The organism is Nonomuraea sp. NPDC049725 (genome assembly GCF_040674795.1).
GTDB lineage: Bacteria > Actinomycetota > Actinomycetes > Streptosporangiales > Streptosporangiaceae > Nonomuraea > Nonomuraea ceibae.
In genome coordinates this window covers 36141-51226 of sequence record NZ_JBFANJ010000012.1, presented here as the reverse complement: position 1 = coordinate 51226, position 15086 = coordinate 36141, and the positions used below count along the sequence as shown (strand labels likewise).

The window sequence follows — 15086 nt, the reverse complement described above, 5'->3', positions numbered from 1 at the left end:
CCGGGGACTGAACACCTACGAAAGGTTCTGGCATGAGCAACACGGACGTTCACGGAACGGTCGCCGACGGCTTCGAGCAGGTGCGGGAGACGTTCGCCCGGGTCGTGGCCGAGCATGACATCCCCGCGCAGCTCGCCGCGTACGCGCACGGCCGGCAGGTGGTGGATCTGTGGGCCGGGGACGACGAGGCGGGCGGCGACGCGCTGACCGCGGTCTACTCCTCCACCAAGGGAGCCGCGTCGCTGGTGGCGGCGCTGCTGGTGCAGGAGGGGGTCCTGGACCTGGACGAGCCGGTGGCCGCGCGGTGGCCGGAGTTCGCCGCCGCCGGGAAGGGCGGGATCACGCTGCGGGACGTGCTGACGCACCGTTCCGGCGTGATCGGCGTGGACGGCGGGCTGTCGGCGGCCGAGCTGGCCGACGACGCGGTGATCGCGCAACGCCTGGCCGGGCAGCGCCCGTACTGGCGGCCGGGCTCGGCCTACGGCTACGGCGGGTTCGTCACGTTCGCGCTGGTGAACGAGGTGATCCGGCGGGCGACCGGCCGGTCGTTGCAGCAGGTCTACGAGGAGCGCGTGCGGGCCCCGTACGGGCTGGACCTCTACCTGGGGCTGCCCGAGGAGCAGGAGAGCCGGTTCCGGCCGATCGAGTGGTGGACCGCCACGCCCGAGCAGGAGGCCGCGTTCTGGTCGAACGTGCCGGGGCCGCACAGCATCCTCGGCATCGGGTACGGACTCAACAGCACGCCGCCGCTGGACCAGGCCGCCTTCGTCAACACCCGCGCGGTGCGCGCGAACGGCCAGGCGTCGGCCGGCGGGGTGGGCAGCGCCCGCGGCCTGGCCGGGCTGTACGCGGCGGCGATGTGGGGGCTGAACGGCCGGCCGCCGCTGCTCAAGCCGGACACGATCGGCGCATTCGCCCAGCTCCACTCCGTCGGCGCCGACCTGGTCCGCGGCGACCAGGGCAACTACGCGGTCGGCTTCCAGGCCAAGGGCCTGCGGTACGGGTTCCTCAGCGCGAACGCGTTCGGCCACGACGGCTCGGCGGGCTCGGAGTCCTTCGCCGACCCGATGAACGGCATCGCCTTCGGCTACACGCGCCGCCGCTTCGGCTTCGGCTGGTCCTACCCCGAACATGATCTGCTCGCCGCCGCGCTTCACCGCGCCGTCACCGCCTGAGGTCCCCGAGAAATGACTACGCGAACCGCCCCCCGGACCGAGACGCGCGGCCTGGCCCTGCTGGTCATCGCCGCCGCGCAACTGCTGATGGTGATGGACGGCACCATCGTGACCGTGGGCCTGCCCGTCATCGGGGCCGGGCTCGGCATCGCCGAGACGGACCTCGACTGGGTGCTCACCTCCTACGCCCTGGCCTTCGGCGGCCTGCTGCTGGCCGGCGGGCGCGCCGGCGACCTGTTCGGGCGGCGCAGGCTGTTCCGCGCCGGACTGGTCGTGTTCCTGGCCGCCTCCCTGCTGGGCGGCCTGGCCGGCAACGCCGCCGTGCTGATCGCCGCCCGGGTGCTGCAGGGCGTCGGCGCGGCGATCGTCGCCCCGGCGGCGCTGTCCCTGCTCACCGACACCTTCCCCGCCGGGCCGGAGCGCAACAAGGCGCTCGGCGTCTACGGCGCGATGGGCGGCCTGGGCTCCGTCGCCGGCCTGCTGCTCGGCGGCGCGCTGACGGAGTATCTGGGCTGGCGCTGGATCATGTTCGTCAACGTGCCCATAGCGCTGCTGGTCCTGGCCGGCACGTTCGCCCTGATGCCGGGCACCCGCGAGCGCGGCGGCCTCGACCTGCCCGGCGCGGCCACCGTGACGCTCGCCCTCGGCTCCCTGGTGTACGCGATCAACCGGGCCGGTTCCCACGGCGTCGGCGACGGGCTCACCCTCGTCTTCGCCGCGGCCACCGCCGCGCTGCTGGCCGCGTTCGTGCTCATCCAGCGCAAGGCCCGAACCCCGATGCTGCCCCCGGGCATGCTCGCCGACCGGGGCAGGCTCGGCGCCAACCTGGTCATGCTGCTCATGGGCGCCGGCCAGCTGGCCACGTTCTACTTCCTCACCCTCTACATGCAGGCGATCAACCAGTACTCGCCCATGATCACCGGGCTGGCGTACCTGCCCTTCGCGATCGGCATCGGCCTCGGCTCCGGCGTCGCCGGGCCCCGGCTGCAGGCCCGTGCGTCCACGCGGACGGTCCTGATCACCGGGATGGCGGTGGCCGCCGTGGCGATGGGCTGGTTCAGCCTGCTGACCCCGGGCCAGAACCCGCTCCTGGTGCTCCTGCCCGCCCAGCTCGTCGCCGGGATCGGCCTGGGCATCGGCTTCGTCGCCGCCACCATCGGCGGCGTCCACGGCGTCACCGCGAGCCATTCGGGCATCGCCTCCGGCCTGGTCAACACCAGCCAGCAGATCGGCGGCGCCCTCGGCCTGGCCGTCCTGGCCGGCGTCGCCGTCGCCGCGACCGCTAGCCGGCCGGCGGGCACTCCCCTGCACGACGCGCTGACCAGCGGCTACACGGCCGGGATGCTCGGCGCGGGCGGCTTCTACCTGGCCGCCATCCTCACCGCCGCGCTCCTCCTCCGGCCCCGTACCGCGCCGGACTGAAGCGCCGTGCCGGAAGGCGCCGGGACGTCAGGACATCAGGGTGCAGTTGCCGGCGCCGAGCTGGCTGTTCCACAGGAACGTCCACCCGCAGTCGTACGCCCCGGCCGCCTCACCGAAGCGGATCGTGACGCTCGTGCCGCTGTGGCCGTCGCACCCGTATCCCGACACTTCGTAGTATCCGCCGCCGGTCGGCGTGCGGCCCCCCGAGAAGCAGACGGCGTCAGCGGCCGCCGCGTGGCCGGGGACGGCCCCCAGCGCCACGGCGAGGGCCGCCGCGCCCAGGGCGGCCGCCAGGCTGGCTGATCGCATGGTGGTGCCTCCTTTCCCTGTCCGCCATTCCTGTTCCGCCAGGAACGGTAGTCAGCCGGGAGCGGCCCGCCCAGAGGCATCCGTCACCAGTGCGCGTGGATTCGTCACAGTCCGGGCGTGGCCCCGGTGAGCTGGGCGTGCAGGCGCCTGCACTCGTGAACGATGCGGGTCGTACGGCGGCTGCGCGCGTAGGCGCCGACGACCGGGATCTCCCCGCGCGCGCCGGTCCAGCGGGCCACGTCGGCGGCGAAGGCGACAAGCTCGGCGTGGGTCACGGAGGTGCGGCCCCCGCCGGGCAGCATCCCGGGCAGCAGGGTGGTCAGGATGCGCCACACCTCGTGGTGGCCGCCCGCCTCCGCCAGCTCGGTGAGGGCCGCGATGGCGGGGCGGGTCTCCTGCCAGGTGCGGCGCAGCACCAGCGCGAGCTGCCGGCCGATCGCCTCGGCGGGCAGCACGCCCCTCGCCGCCATGCGCAGGATCGACGGGATCAGGCCGGGCACGCCCTCGGCGAGGAGGAAGGCGAGGATCACCGCCGTGGACTCACCCGCCGGGCCGTCGGCGAGCTCCAGTCCGGTGACCTCCTCCGGAGTGATCCTCCTGCTCCAGCGGTCACGCAGCAGGAAGGGCAGCAGGTTGACGGCCACGATCTCGCGGTGCGAGGGCAGCATGGCGGGCCAGCCCCTCAGCGTGCCGCTGGACTCGTCGACGCTCCGGTCGTCCGGTGGGCGCAGCAGCACCTCGTCGATCAGCCGGTGCCCGGTCGGGGCCGTCACCCGCAGCACGGGCCGGAGTCTGACCTCGGTGAAGTGCCGAGGTTCGCCGTCGCCGAACTCGACCATGGATGCCCCGGCCAGATGGCGCCACACGTGGCCGCACGCGGGATCGGCCAGGCCGTCGCCGGCGAGCCAGCGGGCGGCCGAGCGGGCCGCCTCCGAGCCGGCCTTGGCGGCCCGCTCGGCCGCGGCCGGATGGCTGCCCCGGGGCAGCCGCAGCAGCGCCTGGGCCAGGTCGGCCGGCAGTGGCTCCACTCCGGCCGCGGCGCAGGTCTCCAGCCGGTCGACCAGCACGTCAGGGTCGAGGTGGCCGTTCATCCAGGTCGGCGTGGCCAGCAGCACCGGCGGGAGGGCGTCGTCACGGAGGGCCTCGGCGACCTCCACGTAACGGTGCAGCAGGAATTCGTGGAACGGGGAGACGCGACCGTAGGGCAGCCGGTTGCGCCGCCGCCACTCCTCCTCCTCGGACAGCTCAGGAGGCATGACCGAGCGCAGCCGGGGCGGGAAGAACTCGACGCTCACCCCCACGAGCGGCTCGTCCGGGCCCGGCGGGGGCACCTGCTCACCTGCCCGCATCGCCGCGATCCGGGCGGGGTCCACGCCGAGCTCGGCCATGCGCTCGTAGGCGTCGTCGAGCACGAAGGACGGCATGGCCTCGCCGGAGTCGTCGTACAGGACGCCGGGTCTCCCCCGCACCGACCGCGAGCGGCCGGACGGTCCCTCGAAGCTCTCCTCGCCGACGCGGGTGGGCGGGTCGTTCAGGCGGACGCGGCCGTCGGCGAACGGGATCGGCCGGCCGTCCTCGTGGGCCACGGCCTTGCCGGGGCCGTCGTCGCTGGTCCAGGTGATGGTGAAGACGCGCGGCGGAGCGTCGTCCGCGAGGTGGCGGCCGGGCCGGTAGATGCCCATGGACATCCTCATGGACGGCGGCTCCGGTTCGGGCTCCTCGCCACGGGTGAGGACGCGTACCTCCACGGAGAAGCCGGCGCTGTCCCAGTATTTCTCCGGCCCGATCGGGGGCGGCTCCGGCACGCTGCCGGGGCTGACGAGCTCGGCGGACAGCACCCAACGCCAGTCGCCGGGGTTGAGGCGTACGTCCTTGGAGCGCCAGTGGCCCTGGTGCCTCACGACATGGGGCTGGAGCTCACGGCGCAGTTTCGCCCGGTCCGCGGCGGCGCCCGCGACGAAGGCCGCCAGCCAGCGCTCCTCGTCGATCCACCCCTCGTGCCGACCGGGAAAGATCGACGGCTCGGGGAACGGCCGCGCCTCCGGCGGCTCGGGCAGCGGCGGGAACTCCTTGCGCGCCTGCGGCTCCTCGGCCGGGATCTCCCCGCCGAACCGCTCGACCACCCTCACGGCCAGATCGGCGGACAGGTCGGCGGGCAGGTGGCGGACGGCGTCGAGGATCGTCTCGGCATGGGCGGCGAACAGGCCGGCGTGCTTCAGCGTCAGCTCGGCCGCGCGGTTGCGCACGTCGAAGGAGGCGTGCGCGTAGGCCGTGGTCAGCGCGGTGACGAAGCCGGCGGCGGACTCGGGCTCGGCCAGGAGCGCCTGGTCGAGCCAGCGCAGGCCGGTGGTGGCGAGCTTGGCCTCGGCCCGGAACGTGAGCGCGTCGACCGCCTCCGCCAGGTCGGCGCGGTCGAGCGGCATCGCCCGCCGCACCTGAGCCACGGCCAGCTCGGCGACCGTGCCCGGGGCCGACGGCAGCAAGCGCAGGTAGTCGCGCAGGCGGGGCGCGGTCTCGGCGGGCGTGGGGTCGAGAAGCGTGTGCAGCCGGACGAAGAACCGCAGGTCCTGCCCATCGCCGCCGCGCAGGAAGCGGCTCACGCAACCGTCGAGCGCCTGGTCCCGGGGCAGTTCGCGGGCGGCGGCGGCCAGCCAGCGGGTCGGCCGGGGCTCCAGCCGCTCCTCCCGCAGGGCACGGCCCGCGCCCTCGGCGGTGAAGATGCGGGGCAGCAGCGCGGGGGTCAGCGGGTCGCCGGTCACGCCCGGCGCGGTCAGCCAGGCGGCCACCAGCGGGTCGTGGCCGGGCGGCGCGGCACCGGAGTCGCGCAGCAGCGCCACGGCCAGCGGCGCGATGCGGTCGGCGGGGCGGCGGATCCGCTGGGCCAGCCGGACCGCGACCTCGCTCCGCCACGGCGCGGGGCGGCAGGCCGCCAGCCGGCACACGCCGGCGACGTCGAGGGCGTCGGCCCAGCGGCGGTTGACGTCGCGGCTGGTCATCCACGCGACGGCGGCCGCCGGGCCGGTGATGAGGCCGACGCCGGCCAGCAGCAGCGCCCCGGCCAGCCGGTCGAGCATGTCGCCGACCTCCCAGGAGATCATCTCCTCGAGGTCGCCGGAATGGCGGGCGCGCAGCCGTTCGGTGCGGGCGGCGCGCAGTTCCTTGACCAGACCGGGCAGCCGCCCGGCCGGCTCGGCGCGCTCCTCCTCGGTGAGCGCGGCCAGCCGGTCGGCCAGGCGGGTGACGTCGTTGCGCGTGATCAGGTCACGGATCTCCGTCCAGACGGTCATCGGGAGCCGCCCGGGGTGCGTCCCTGGCCGGTCCGCGCCCGCCGCCGGCCGCAGCGGCGGGCCGAGGCCACGTCGGCGGTCGTAGCGGGGGCCGTCTGAGTCACCGGGCCGCCGTGGAAGCGGGGGGAGGGCGCGGCGTTGGGGTACGCCCGCGTCGCTGCAGTCATGGCCGGGACGGTAGATCATCGCACCGACAAACCCGCGCGGCCTCGTTAAGATCATCCGCATTCGTACCTTCTCGCGCATCCGGCGCCACCGCTTCGGGCGTCCGGCCGCCGCCGCAGTCACGCTCTACCTGGCCGCCGTGGCCGCCGCCGCGGTGGTCTCGGTCGTGTCCGGCGACCACCGGGCGGTGTCGGTGGCCGCGACGGGCCTGCCGTGGCCGCCCGTCCCGCGGGAGTTCGGGCTGCCGCTGCTCCTGGGGAGCTGTGGGGTCAACGCGTGGATGCTGTGGCAGATCCTGCGCGGCCCCGCGCTGCCGGCCGCCGCGCAGCCGCCGGCCGGCGTGGTGTGGCCGCGGCGTCTGCTGTACGGGGGCGTCGCCGGTGACCTGGTGCTCTGGGAGCTCCTCGACGAGCTGCCCGGCCCCGTGGATCACGTGGCGAGCGGAGCCGTCTGGACGGCCACCGTGATCCTGCTGGTCCGGGTCATGCGAGGCGTCTCGCCGGGCTTCCGGGTGGCCGCCGTCACCCTCGGCCTGGCCGGGGGGCTGGCGCCGCCGCTGTGGCTCCTCCTGGACGCCGCCGATGCGCGGTCGGCGGGCCTGGCGGCAGCCGGCTGCTGCGTGGCGATGATCCTCGCCGGGCAGCGCCGCGACGGGCGGTGGAGCGGCCTCACGGTCGGCATCGGCTGGGTCGCCCTGCTCTTCTGGCCCGTCTCTCACCTGTCCGCGCTCGCTCTCCCGGGTGGCGAGCTGTTGTTCCGCTACCCGTGGCTCGGGTCGATCCCGCTCGGCGCGTGCCACACGGTGTGGCTGGCGCGCACGGCGCACGAGCTGGCCGCACCCGCCGTGGGGAGCGGGATCGCCACGGGCCGTGAGCGGATCGGGCCCTGCGCCGGCGGTCCCGGGCGCTGGCGGCTGCGCGTCCACGCGCGCACGCGGGAACGGGACGAGGACGATCCCGGCGCTCCGGTCGAGGATCACCTGCTCGTCGCCTTCCCGGACCGGTCACCGGGGAAGCTCGCCCGCTGACCGGTCAGGCGACGACGGCGCGGGCCAGAAGGCGTTGCAGGGCATCCTGCTCCTCGGCGGACAGCGGCGCCAGCGGGGACTCCTCGGCGAGCAGGCCCAGCAGGCGCTCGCGCAGCTCGGCGCCCGAGGGCGTCAGGACGAGCTGCTTGGCGCGGCGGTTGCCGGGGTGCGGATGGCGTTCGAGGTGGCCCTGTTCTTCGAGGCGGTCGGCGACGAACGTGGCGTTGGAGGGCTCGCAGCTCATGCGTTCGGCGAGCTCGCGCAGGGTCATGGGGCCGGTGAGCTCGCGCAGCGCGACGCCCTGCGAGGCGGTGAGGCCGAGGGTGGCCGCGCGGACCCGGACGTGCGCCTCGATCTGCTTGGCCAGGCCGCTGATCAGTCCGCACAGCTCGCGGTCGGCCTGGGCCTGCGTCTCGGGGTCGCCGGTCATGGCGCAACTCTACTACAACTCGAATGATTGCAATTAGAACCGTTCTAGTTGTAACTTTCTGTCGGCGCCGCCGTCCAGGGCGGCGTTCCCCCTGAGCACCGAGGCAGGAATCATGGTGACGACGACCGCTTTCGACCGCGCACGGCTGACCCGCGCGCCCCGCGTCCGCTCGCTCGACCTGGGTGGCCTGACGGTCACGTACGTCCCGGACGGGCTGGTCCGGCTCAAGCCGGGCGGCTGGCTGCCCGCCGCCACCGGCGCCGACTGGGCCCGCCACCGCGACCACCTCGACGGCGACGGCCTCCTCGTCGCGGGCATCGGCGCCCTGCTCGTCGAGCGCGGCGACCGCGCGATGCTCGTCGACGCCGGGTTCGGGCCCGAGTCCCGCCCCGACGACCCGGACAACCCGCTGCTGGGCAAGCTGTACGGCGGCGGCCTGCTGGACAGCCTGCGCGACCTGGGCCGCGACCCGGAACGGATCGAGGCCGTCGCCATCACCCACCTGCACAGCGACCATCTGGGCTGGGCCTGGAGCAACGCGCCCGGCCGGGACGCGCCTCCGTTCGCGCACGCCGCCCACCTGGTCGCGGCGCCGGAATGGGCGCGGCGCGACCTCGCCGGCGACCCCAGGCTCGCCGTCCTGGAACCCCGGGTGCGCCCGGTCGAGGACGGCGAGGAGATCTTCCCCGGCGTCCGCGCCTCGTTCGCCCCCGGGCACACCGTCGGGCACACCGCCTACACGATCACCGGGAGCGACCGGCGGCTCATCGCGTTCGGTGACGCCCTGCACGCGCCCGTCCAGGTCACCCATCCCGAATGGTCGTGCGGGATCGACCACGACCCCGTCGAGTCCGCCCGGCACCGCCGCCGCCTCGTCGAGGAGCTGAGCCGCCCCGGCACGATCGGCTACGGCGGCCACTTCGCCGACGTGGTCTTCGGCCGGGCCGAGCCGGGCCCCGGCGGCCGGTTCGGCTGGGTCCCCGTCGCCTGACCCGTCGCCTGACCCGCCGCCCGGGCGGGTCAGCCTCCGACGAGCGGGACAAGCTTGATGAACGACACCACCGGGTCGGCGGTGAGGTCGACGACCTCGGCCAGGTCCTCGATCTGGCGGTCCCCGACCAGCAGCACGAACCCGTTGCGCAGGAAGGCCCGCTCGGCGGCGTCCGCCTGCTTCTCCCAGTCGAGCCGGCGCGGCCCGTTCAGCTCCGCCTCGGCCGCCGACGGGCGGACCAGACCGGTGAAGCGGGCCTCCGGGCGGGCGTTGTGCCGGGCGACCTCCTCCCTGACGCGCAGCCGAAGCAGCTCCCGGGCCGGGATGCTCTCCGGCAGGCCGGGCAGCTCGAACTCGGCCAGCGGTCTCCCGGCTGCCGTCTCGTCGCGAAAGGTGACCGTCGCCATCCCGCAGCTCCATGCGTCGAGGGAACCTTGCGAGATCATCGATATCAGCCGGGGCCGACAGGAACGGGCCCGCTCACGTCCCGGGGTCCCGTGGCGGTGACGGGTTGCGCCACGGCCAGTGGCCCTCCAGCTCGACCTGGAGGGAGAGGCTGAGGAAGGTCCGCACGAGGACGACGGCGGCCAGGACGCCCACCGACTGGAACGTGGGCGCGATGGCCACGGTCTTGATGATGTCGGCGGCGACCAGCAGCTCCAGGCCGAGCAGGATGGTCCGCCCGACGGCACGCCGGTAGGCGGGGTAGGCGGTGGCGGCCCGCTGGCGTGCCGCACGCCGCCAGAAGGAGACGCTGGCGATGACCGTCCCGGCCACGATGACGAGCACGCCGAGCAGGTCGAGCAGCGTGCCGGACGCCTCGATGAACTGCTTGACCGGCTGCAGCTCCACGATCTCCCCCGTCGTTCACGCGCCATCGTACGGACGCGGAGGCGGCAGATCCGGGTGCCGTCGCGCCCTGGGGCGCAAATTCGCGGTCAAGCCGCGGCACCCCGGCTGACCTGCGACGATGCGGGCTAGAGTGGTGACGCATGAGCATCTGGTTGCCGCTGGGGGCCGTGCGCCGGCTCGCGGGCGCGGTGGTCATCGGGGTGGCGGCGGGCGTCGCCGTCGGGGTGCCGGCCGACGCCCCGCTGGGGATCCTGGCCGGCATCGCCGTGACGGAGCTGCTCTTCGTGCTGGCGGGCTGGGCGGTGATGTGGCCGATGGACGCGGCGGCCACGCACCGCAACGCGCGGCGCGAGGACTTCCTGCCCATCGTGGAGGAGATCGTCGTGGTCACGGTGGCGCTGTGCGGGCTGGTCGCGATCGTGCTGCTGCTCGTGCGCGGGGAGCCCGACGCCGGCCACGCCGCCGCCGCGACCGCGCTGTTCGGCGTCTTCCTGGCGTGGGCGGCGCTGCATCTGATGTACGCGGCGCGCTACGCGTACGTGTACTACACGGCGTCGGGCGGGATCGACTTCAACTCGGAGCAGCCGCCGGCCTACCGGGACTTCTTCTACTTCAGCTACAACCTCGGCATGACCTATCAGGTGTCGGACACCGACGTGTCGAGCTCGGCCATCCGCTCGATCGTGCTGCGGCACACGCTGCTGTCGTACGTGTTCGGCACCAGCATCCTGGCCACCGCGATCAACCTCGTCATGGGCATGGTGACAGGCTGAGAGTCAGGGTCAGGGGCGCAGGCCGTCGAGGACGAGCGCCAGGTAGCGGCGCCAGGGTTGCGTGCCGCCGGTGGACGGCAGGTCCATGACGGAGTCGATCATCGTCACGATGGGCGCGATGTCGTCCACCGTGAGGTCGGCGCGGATCGTGCCCTGCTCCCGGGCGCGGGCGATGAGCAGGCCGCAGGACTCCGCGATGCCCTCGCGGGCGCGGGCGATCTGCTCGCTGTCGCCGGCGCCCTGCCGCATCAGCTCACGCAGCCCCCGGTCGGTCGCGGCCAGCTCCAGCGCGTGTTCGAGGAACGCGGTGAGCGCCCGGCCGGCGTCCTGGCCGGTCAGGGCGTCGCGCGCCGTGGCGCGCAGCTCGTCGAGCTTGCCCGCGTAGACGGCCTCGGCCAGGACCTCCTTGTTGGGGAAGCGCCGGTAGACGGTGCCGACGCCGAGCCCCGCGTGGTGGGCGACGTCGTTGAGCGTGGCCTGCAGCCCGCGCGCGGCGAACACCTCCCGTGCCGCCGCCAGCGTGCGCCGCCGGTTGTGCTCGGCGTCGCGGCGCAGTGGCGGTGTCTCTTCGCTCATGGCATCCCGTCCGTCGGCTAACTGGATACAGTATATCCGCTTCGTGTTAGGCTGCCGAACATAAGCGGATATGTCATATCCACTTCCGAGCGGAAGCAGGTGAAGCATGCAGACCGTGGTCATCACCGGAGGCACCGACGGGCTCGGCAAGGGGCTGGCCCTCCACTACCTCCGGCAGGGCGCCCACGTGATCGCCGTCGGCAGCACCCCGGAGAAGGGCCGGGCCCTGCTCGCCGAGGCCGCGGCCCTGCCGGCCGGGCGGGCCGCCTTCGTCCGCGCCGACCTGACCTCGGTGGCCGCCACCCGGGACCTGGTGAGCCGGCTGACCGACGAGCACCCGGTCGTGGACAAGCTCGTCCTCTGCGCCCAGCGCTACCGGCTCTTCGGCGGCCGGGCGGTCACCCCGGAGGGCTTCGAGCACAGCTTCGCGCTCGCCTACCTCAGCCGTTACGTGCTGAGCCACGGCCTGCACGACGCGCTGCGGGCCGCCCCGCGTCCGGTGATCATGAACGTGGGCACGCCCGGGGTGCCGCTGGGCCGGATCCACTGGGACGACCTGCAACTCGCGCGCCGCTACAGCGGAGCCAGGGCGACCCTGCAGTCGTTCCGGGCCAACGACCTGCTCGGGGTCGCGTTCGGCGTCCGTCATGCCGGGGGCGGCGTCCCGTACGTCGGCTACAACCCCGGCGTGGTCTCCACCGGCATGCCCGCGAGCCTGCCGCAGCCGCTGCGGGCGGTGGCGAAGGCGCTCTTCACGCTGTTCGCCACCTCGGTGCCGAAGGCGATCGCGCCCATGACGGCGCTGCTGGACGACCCTCCGGGGGAGCCCTTCACCGCGCACTGGCAGAGGCGCCGGCTGTCGCCGGGCGGCCGCGCCTTCGACCGGCAGGACGCGCTGCGCCTGCACGACCTCACCCACGACCTGATCCCGGCCTGACGCCGCCCTGCCAAGGAGGACACCGATGGCACCGAACGACCTGACGGGGAAGACCGCGCTGATCACCGGCAGCACCGGCGGGATCGGCCTGGAGACGGCACGCGGCCTGGCAGCGCGGGGAGCGTCCGTCATCCTGGCCGGGCTCGACGAGGGCCGCGCCCGGCGGGCCGAGCGCGAGGTGCGCGCCGGGGCCGGGCACGACCGGGTGACCGCGCTCACCGCCGACGTCACGACCCTCGGCGGGCTGGTCCGGCTCTCGGCCGAGGTCGCCGAGCGCTGCGACTCACTGGACGTGCTGGTCAACAACGTCGGCGTGAACACGCCGCGCCGGGAGCTGACCGCCGACGGCGTGGAGAAGATGTTCGCCGCGCACGTCCTGGCCCCCTTCACCCTCACCCACCTGCTGCTGCCCCGGCTGCGGCGGGCCGGCCGGGCCCGGGTCGTCAACCTGACGGGCGGCATCCCCGGCGGCCCCGTCGACCACGGCAACCTCCAGGGCGAGCGCCGTCTCCTCGGGTGGACGTTCAGCCACTACAACCACACCAAGACGATGACGATGGCGCTGACGGCCCGGCTCGCCCGGGAGCTGGACGGGACGGGGGTGACGGCCAACGTGGTCTATCCGGGGCACGGCTACACGCCGATGAACCGGTCGACGCCGATCGCCGCCTTCCCGGTGCTCTACCGGCCGATCGCGCCGCTGGTGCTGAAGGTGATCGCGCCGCTGTTCCTGTCGGACCTGACCCGCTCGGCCCGCTCCAGCGTCCACGCCGCGGCGAGCCGGGAGGTCGAGGGCGTCACCGGCGCGTACTTCGACGACCGGTGCCGCCGCAAGCCGCTGCCGGCGAGCGCGCTCGACGAGCGCAACCAGCGCGCGGTGTGGGACCTGTGCGTCCGGCTGAGCGCGGACGCGCTCGCCCAGCCCTGACCGGCCCCGGCCCCCGTCGCCCCTGTCGCCCCCATCGCCGCCGTCACGGGCGGGTCGGCCGGTCGGCCTCCAGGCTGTCGAGGACCTTGGCGGCCAGGGCGGCGAACCGGTCGAGCTCCTCCGGCGTGAGACGGTCGACGAACAGGCGGCGGACCTCCTCGGCGTGCCCCGGCGCGGCCTTCCGGAGCGCGGCGAGCCCGTCCTCGGTGAGCACGGCCTCGATGCCGCGCGAGCCGCACGGCTCCCGGACGACCAGGCCGCGCCCGCTCATCCGGGTGAGCTGGTGGTGCATGCGGCTCTTCTCCCAGCCGGCCACGCGGGCGAGCTCGTAGGAGCGCATGCGCCTGCCGGGCGCCTCCGAGAGCAGCGCGAGCACGGTGTAGTCGGCGTTGGACAGGCCGCCAACGGCCTGGAGCTGCTGCTCGATGCGGGCCCGCAGCAGCTCCACCATCCGGAACGAGGTCCGCCACGCGCGGAGTTCGCGTTCGGTCAATCCCAGCTGCGCCATGACGTCCACCCTACCAGTGAGTTGACATGTCCACTCGATGACGTACGCTCCGGTTGATACATCAACTCACTGTTGGAGCAGCCTTATGACGAGCCGGAAGAACCACGTCGGGCGGCGCGCCTTCCTGAAGACCTCGGCCGCGGTGGCGGGCACGGGCCTGCTGGCCGCGTCCCCCGCCTCCGCCGCCGAGCCGCCGCCGCCGAAGGACAGCGGCCGCCGTGGGCGCCGCTATGTCGTCCGGGGCGGGGCCGTGATGTCGATGGACCCGGCGGTGGGCGACTTCGAGACCGCCGACGTCCTGGTCGAAGGCGAGAGGATCGCCGCGGTCGCGCCCCGTGTCGACGCGCCCGGCGCGGACGTGATCGACGCGCGCGGGCGCATCGTCATGCCGGGGTTCGTCGACACGCACCACCATCTGTTCGAGACGGCCGAGCGCGCGTTCCTGGCCAACGGCCTGTTGCTGGACGACGGCTCGGGCTCGCCGAGCGCCCGGCCCAACTACGGCGAGCACATCCTGCAAGGGTTCGCGCGCGTCTACCGGCCGCAGGACGTGTACGTCAACGCGCTGTTCGGCGGGCTCTCGCAGCTCGACGCGGGGGTCACCACGGTCCTCGACGTCTCGCAGATCCACCACTCCCCCGAGCACTCCGACGCGGCGGTCCAGGCGCTGATCGACACCGGGCGGCGGGCCGCGTTCGGCTACTTCGAGGGCGACGGCCGCCCCGGCGCCCGCTACCCGGAGGACGCCCGCCGCATCCGGGAGCGCTGGTTCCCCTCCGACGACCAGCTCGTGACCCTGGTCATGGGCGGCGAGCTGCACCTCGGCCGGGAGACGTACACCCGGTCCTGGGCGATCGCCCGCGAGCTCGGCGTGCGGATCGCCGCCCACTCGGTGGGCTCGTGGGGGATGCGGCCGGTCTTCGACGAGATCGCCGCGGGCACCGCCGGGGTGCGGGTCGGGCCGGACAACCTCTTCATCCACATGACCGGCATGTCCGACCGGACGTGGAAGACGTTCCGGGACGCGGGCGCGCAGGTCTCGCTCGCCTTCCCGATCGAGATGGTGATGCGGCACGGCACCCCGCCGATCCTCAAGATGCAGGAGCTCGGCATGGAGCCCTCGCTGAGCTCCGACGTCGAGACGACGATGGCCGCCGACCCGTTCACGCTCATGCGCTCGGCCATGATCATGCAGCGGATGGTCGTCAACCAGCTCGTCCTGGACCAGGGCGACCTCGTGCCGCCCGGCAACTGGCCGACCCCGGCCGAGGGCACGCCGGAGCTGCTCACGGTCCGCGACGTGCTGCGTTACGCCACCGTCAACGGCGCGGCGCACCTCGGGCTCGGCGCGCGCACGGGCACGCTCACGCCCGGCAAGCAGGCCGACCTCGTGCTGCTCGACGCCACGGCGCTCAACGTCGCCCCGCTCAACAGCGTGCCCGGCGCGGTCGTGTCGCTGATGGACCGCACCAACGTGGAGACCGTGATCGTCGCCGGCCGGGTCCGCAAGTGGCGGGGGCGGCTGCTCGGCGCGGACCTGGGCCGGCTGCGCCGCGAGCTCGAAGCGTCACGCGACCACCTCTTCCGGGCGGCCGGCGTACCGCAGGACCTGTTCGCATACAGCTGAGCCCGGCACGCACGGCCCGGAAGGCGGCGCCGGACACCAGGTGATCGAGGCTGATGTCAGGGCAGGGGAGGTCGCGGAG

16 protein-coding genes are annotated in these 15086 nt (G+C 74.1%); 8 read left to right on the top strand and 8 right to left on the bottom strand.

Going from position 1 to position 15086, the window contains the following annotated elements; genetic code table 11:
* Positions 1-32: 32 nt before the first annotated feature.
* The gene (locus AB0J53_RS29195; RefSeq protein ID WP_219503636.1) at positions 33-1175 is read left to right on the top strand and encodes a serine hydrolase domain-containing protein; all 1143 of its coding nucleotides are present in this window, start codon (positions 33-35) and stop codon (positions 1173-1175) included.
* A 12-nt stretch (positions 1176-1187) separates the two neighbouring features.
* Positions 1188-2597: an MFS transporter gene (locus AB0J53_RS29190; RefSeq protein ID WP_364178314.1), complete on the top strand. Its 1410-nt coding sequence runs from the start codon at positions 1188-1190 to the stop codon at positions 2595-2597.
* Positions 2598-2624: 27 nt separating this feature from the next.
* On the opposite strand, the gene AB0J53_RS29185 is transcribed toward AB0J53_RS29190, so the two are convergent.
* The 3 genes from AB0J53_RS29185 to AB0J53_RS29175 form a co-directional block, all read right to left on the bottom strand.
* The gene (locus AB0J53_RS29185; RefSeq protein WP_364178311.1) at positions 2625-2906 is read right to left on the bottom strand and encodes a hypothetical protein; all 282 of its coding nucleotides are present in this window, start codon (positions 2904-2906) and stop codon (positions 2625-2627) included.
* Between the two features lie 104 nt (positions 2907-3010).
* A complete protein-coding gene (locus AB0J53_RS29180) occupies positions 3011-6193 on the bottom strand; it encodes a DUF6493 family protein (RefSeq protein WP_364178308.1) in 3183 nt (1060 codons plus the stop codon).
* Positions 6190-6360: a hypothetical protein gene (locus AB0J53_RS29175; protein WP_364178305.1), complete on the bottom strand. Its 171-nt coding sequence runs from the start codon at positions 6358-6360 to the stop codon at positions 6190-6192. The genes AB0J53_RS29180 and AB0J53_RS29175 overlap by 4 nt, the downstream gene beginning before the upstream one ends.
* A gap of 137 nt (positions 6361-6497) precedes the next feature.
* Between AB0J53_RS29175 and AB0J53_RS29170 the strand changes: the two genes are divergently transcribed.
* Complete coding sequence (locus AB0J53_RS29170) at positions 6498-7385, top strand: hypothetical protein (RefSeq protein ID WP_364178302.1); 888 nt, start codon at positions 6498-6500, stop codon at positions 7383-7385.
* Between the two features lie 4 nt (positions 7386-7389).
* Here the strand turns inward: AB0J53_RS29170 and AB0J53_RS29165 are convergent, their stop codons facing one another.
* On the bottom strand, positions 7390-7815 hold the full coding sequence (locus AB0J53_RS29165) for a MarR family transcriptional regulator (RefSeq protein ID WP_357585890.1): 426 nt from the start codon (positions 7813-7815) through the stop codon (positions 7390-7392).
* A 112-nt stretch (positions 7816-7927) separates the two neighbouring features.
* On the opposite strand from AB0J53_RS29165, the gene AB0J53_RS29160 reads away from it, so the two are divergent.
* Complete coding sequence (locus AB0J53_RS29160) at positions 7928-8806, top strand: MBL fold metallo-hydrolase (RefSeq protein WP_364178299.1); 879 nt, start codon at positions 7928-7930, stop codon at positions 8804-8806.
* Positions 8807-8835: 29 nt separating this feature from the next.
* Here AB0J53_RS29160 and AB0J53_RS29155 read toward each other — a convergent pair whose 3' ends face one another.
* Positions 8836-9213 (bottom strand): hypothetical protein, encoded by a 378-nt coding sequence (locus AB0J53_RS29155; RefSeq protein WP_219518335.1) that lies wholly within the window; start codon positions 9211-9213, stop codon positions 8836-8838.
* Positions 9214-9286: 73 nt separating this feature from the next.
* Complete coding sequence (locus AB0J53_RS29150; RefSeq protein WP_308126223.1) at positions 9287-9658, bottom strand: DUF1622 domain-containing protein; 372 nt, start codon at positions 9656-9658, stop codon at positions 9287-9289.
* A gap of 140 nt (positions 9659-9798) precedes the next feature.
* On the opposite strand from AB0J53_RS29150, the gene AB0J53_RS29145 reads away from it, so the two are divergent.
* The gene (locus tag AB0J53_RS29145) at positions 9799-10431 is read left to right on the top strand and encodes a DUF1345 domain-containing protein (protein ID WP_364178296.1); all 633 of its coding nucleotides are present in this window, start codon (positions 9799-9801) and stop codon (positions 10429-10431) included.
* 9 nt (positions 10432-10440) lie between these two features.
* On the opposite strand, the gene AB0J53_RS29140 is transcribed toward AB0J53_RS29145, so the two are convergent.
* A complete protein-coding gene (locus tag AB0J53_RS29140; protein ID WP_357585884.1) occupies positions 10441-11007 on the bottom strand; it encodes a helix-turn-helix domain-containing protein in 567 nt (188 codons plus the stop codon).
* Positions 11008-11113: 106 nt separating this feature from the next.
* On the opposite strand from AB0J53_RS29140, the gene AB0J53_RS29135 reads away from it, so the two are divergent.
* Positions 11114-11944 (top strand): SDR family NAD(P)-dependent oxidoreductase, encoded by an 831-nt coding sequence (locus AB0J53_RS29135; RefSeq protein WP_364178292.1) that lies wholly within the window; start codon positions 11114-11116, stop codon positions 11942-11944.
* Positions 11945-11969: 25 nt separating this feature from the next.
* Positions 11970-12872, top strand: a complete 903-nt coding sequence (locus AB0J53_RS29130) for an SDR family NAD(P)-dependent oxidoreductase (RefSeq protein WP_364178289.1) — start codon at positions 11970-11972, stop codon at positions 12870-12872.
* A 43-nt stretch (positions 12873-12915) separates the two neighbouring features.
* On the opposite strand, the gene AB0J53_RS29125 is transcribed toward AB0J53_RS29130, so the two are convergent.
* Positions 12916-13380 carry a MarR family transcriptional regulator gene (locus tag AB0J53_RS29125; RefSeq protein ID WP_364178286.1) on the bottom strand — a complete coding sequence of 155 codons (465 nt, stop codon included), beginning with the start codon at positions 13378-13380 and terminating at the stop codon, positions 12916-12918.
* Between the two features lie 85 nt (positions 13381-13465).
* Here AB0J53_RS29125 and AB0J53_RS29120 point away from each other — a divergent pair, with 85 nt between their 5' ends.
* On the top strand, positions 13466-15007 hold the full coding sequence (locus AB0J53_RS29120; protein ID WP_364178283.1) for an amidohydrolase family protein: 1542 nt from the start codon (positions 13466-13468) through the stop codon (positions 15005-15007).
* Positions 15008-15086 lie beyond the last annotated feature (79 nt).

Excerpts from the sequence above, each read along its gene's own strand:
- AB0J53_RS29195 (WP_219503636.1), top strand. The coding sequence starts at position 33 with ATGAGCAACACGGACGTTCACGGAACGGTCGCCGACGGCTTCGAGCAG.
- AB0J53_RS29190 (WP_364178314.1), top strand. The coding sequence starts at position 1,188 with ATGACTACGCGAACCGCCCCCCGGACCGAGACGCGCGGCCTGGCCCTG.
- AB0J53_RS29185 (WP_364178311.1), bottom strand. The coding sequence starts at position 2,906 with ATGCGATCAGCCAGCCTGGCGGCCGCCCTGGGCGCGGCGGCCCTCGCC.
- AB0J53_RS29180 (WP_364178308.1), bottom strand. The coding sequence starts at position 6,193 with ATGACCGTCTGGACGGAGATCCGTGACCTGATCACGCGCAACGACGTC.
- AB0J53_RS29175 (WP_364178305.1), bottom strand. The coding sequence starts at position 6,360 with ATGACTGCAGCGACGCGGGCGTACCCCAACGCCGCGCCCTCCCCCCGC.
- AB0J53_RS29165 (WP_357585890.1), bottom strand. The coding sequence starts at position 7,815 with ATGACCGGCGACCCCGAGACGCAGGCCCAGGCCGACCGCGAGCTGTGC.
- AB0J53_RS29160 (WP_364178299.1), top strand. The coding sequence starts at position 7,928 with ATGGTGACGACGACCGCTTTCGACCGCGCACGGCTGACCCGCGCGCCC.
- AB0J53_RS29155 (WP_219518335.1), bottom strand. The coding sequence starts at position 9,213 with ATGGCGACGGTCACCTTTCGCGACGAGACGGCAGCCGGGAGACCGCTG.
- AB0J53_RS29145 (WP_364178296.1), top strand. The coding sequence starts at position 9,799 with ATGAGCATCTGGTTGCCGCTGGGGGCCGTGCGCCGGCTCGCGGGCGCG.
- AB0J53_RS29140 (WP_357585884.1), bottom strand. The coding sequence starts at position 11,007 with ATGAGCGAAGAGACACCGCCACTGCGCCGCGACGCCGAGCACAACCGG.
- AB0J53_RS29135 (WP_364178292.1), top strand. The coding sequence starts at position 11,114 with ATGCAGACCGTGGTCATCACCGGAGGCACCGACGGGCTCGGCAAGGGG.
- AB0J53_RS29130 (WP_364178289.1), top strand. The coding sequence starts at position 11,970 with ATGGCACCGAACGACCTGACGGGGAAGACCGCGCTGATCACCGGCAGC.
- AB0J53_RS29125 (WP_364178286.1), bottom strand. The coding sequence starts at position 13,380 with ATGGCGCAGCTGGGATTGACCGAACGCGAACTCCGCGCGTGGCGGACC.
- AB0J53_RS29120 (WP_364178283.1), top strand. The coding sequence starts at position 13,466 with ATGACGAGCCGGAAGAACCACGTCGGGCGGCGCGCCTTCCTGAAGACC.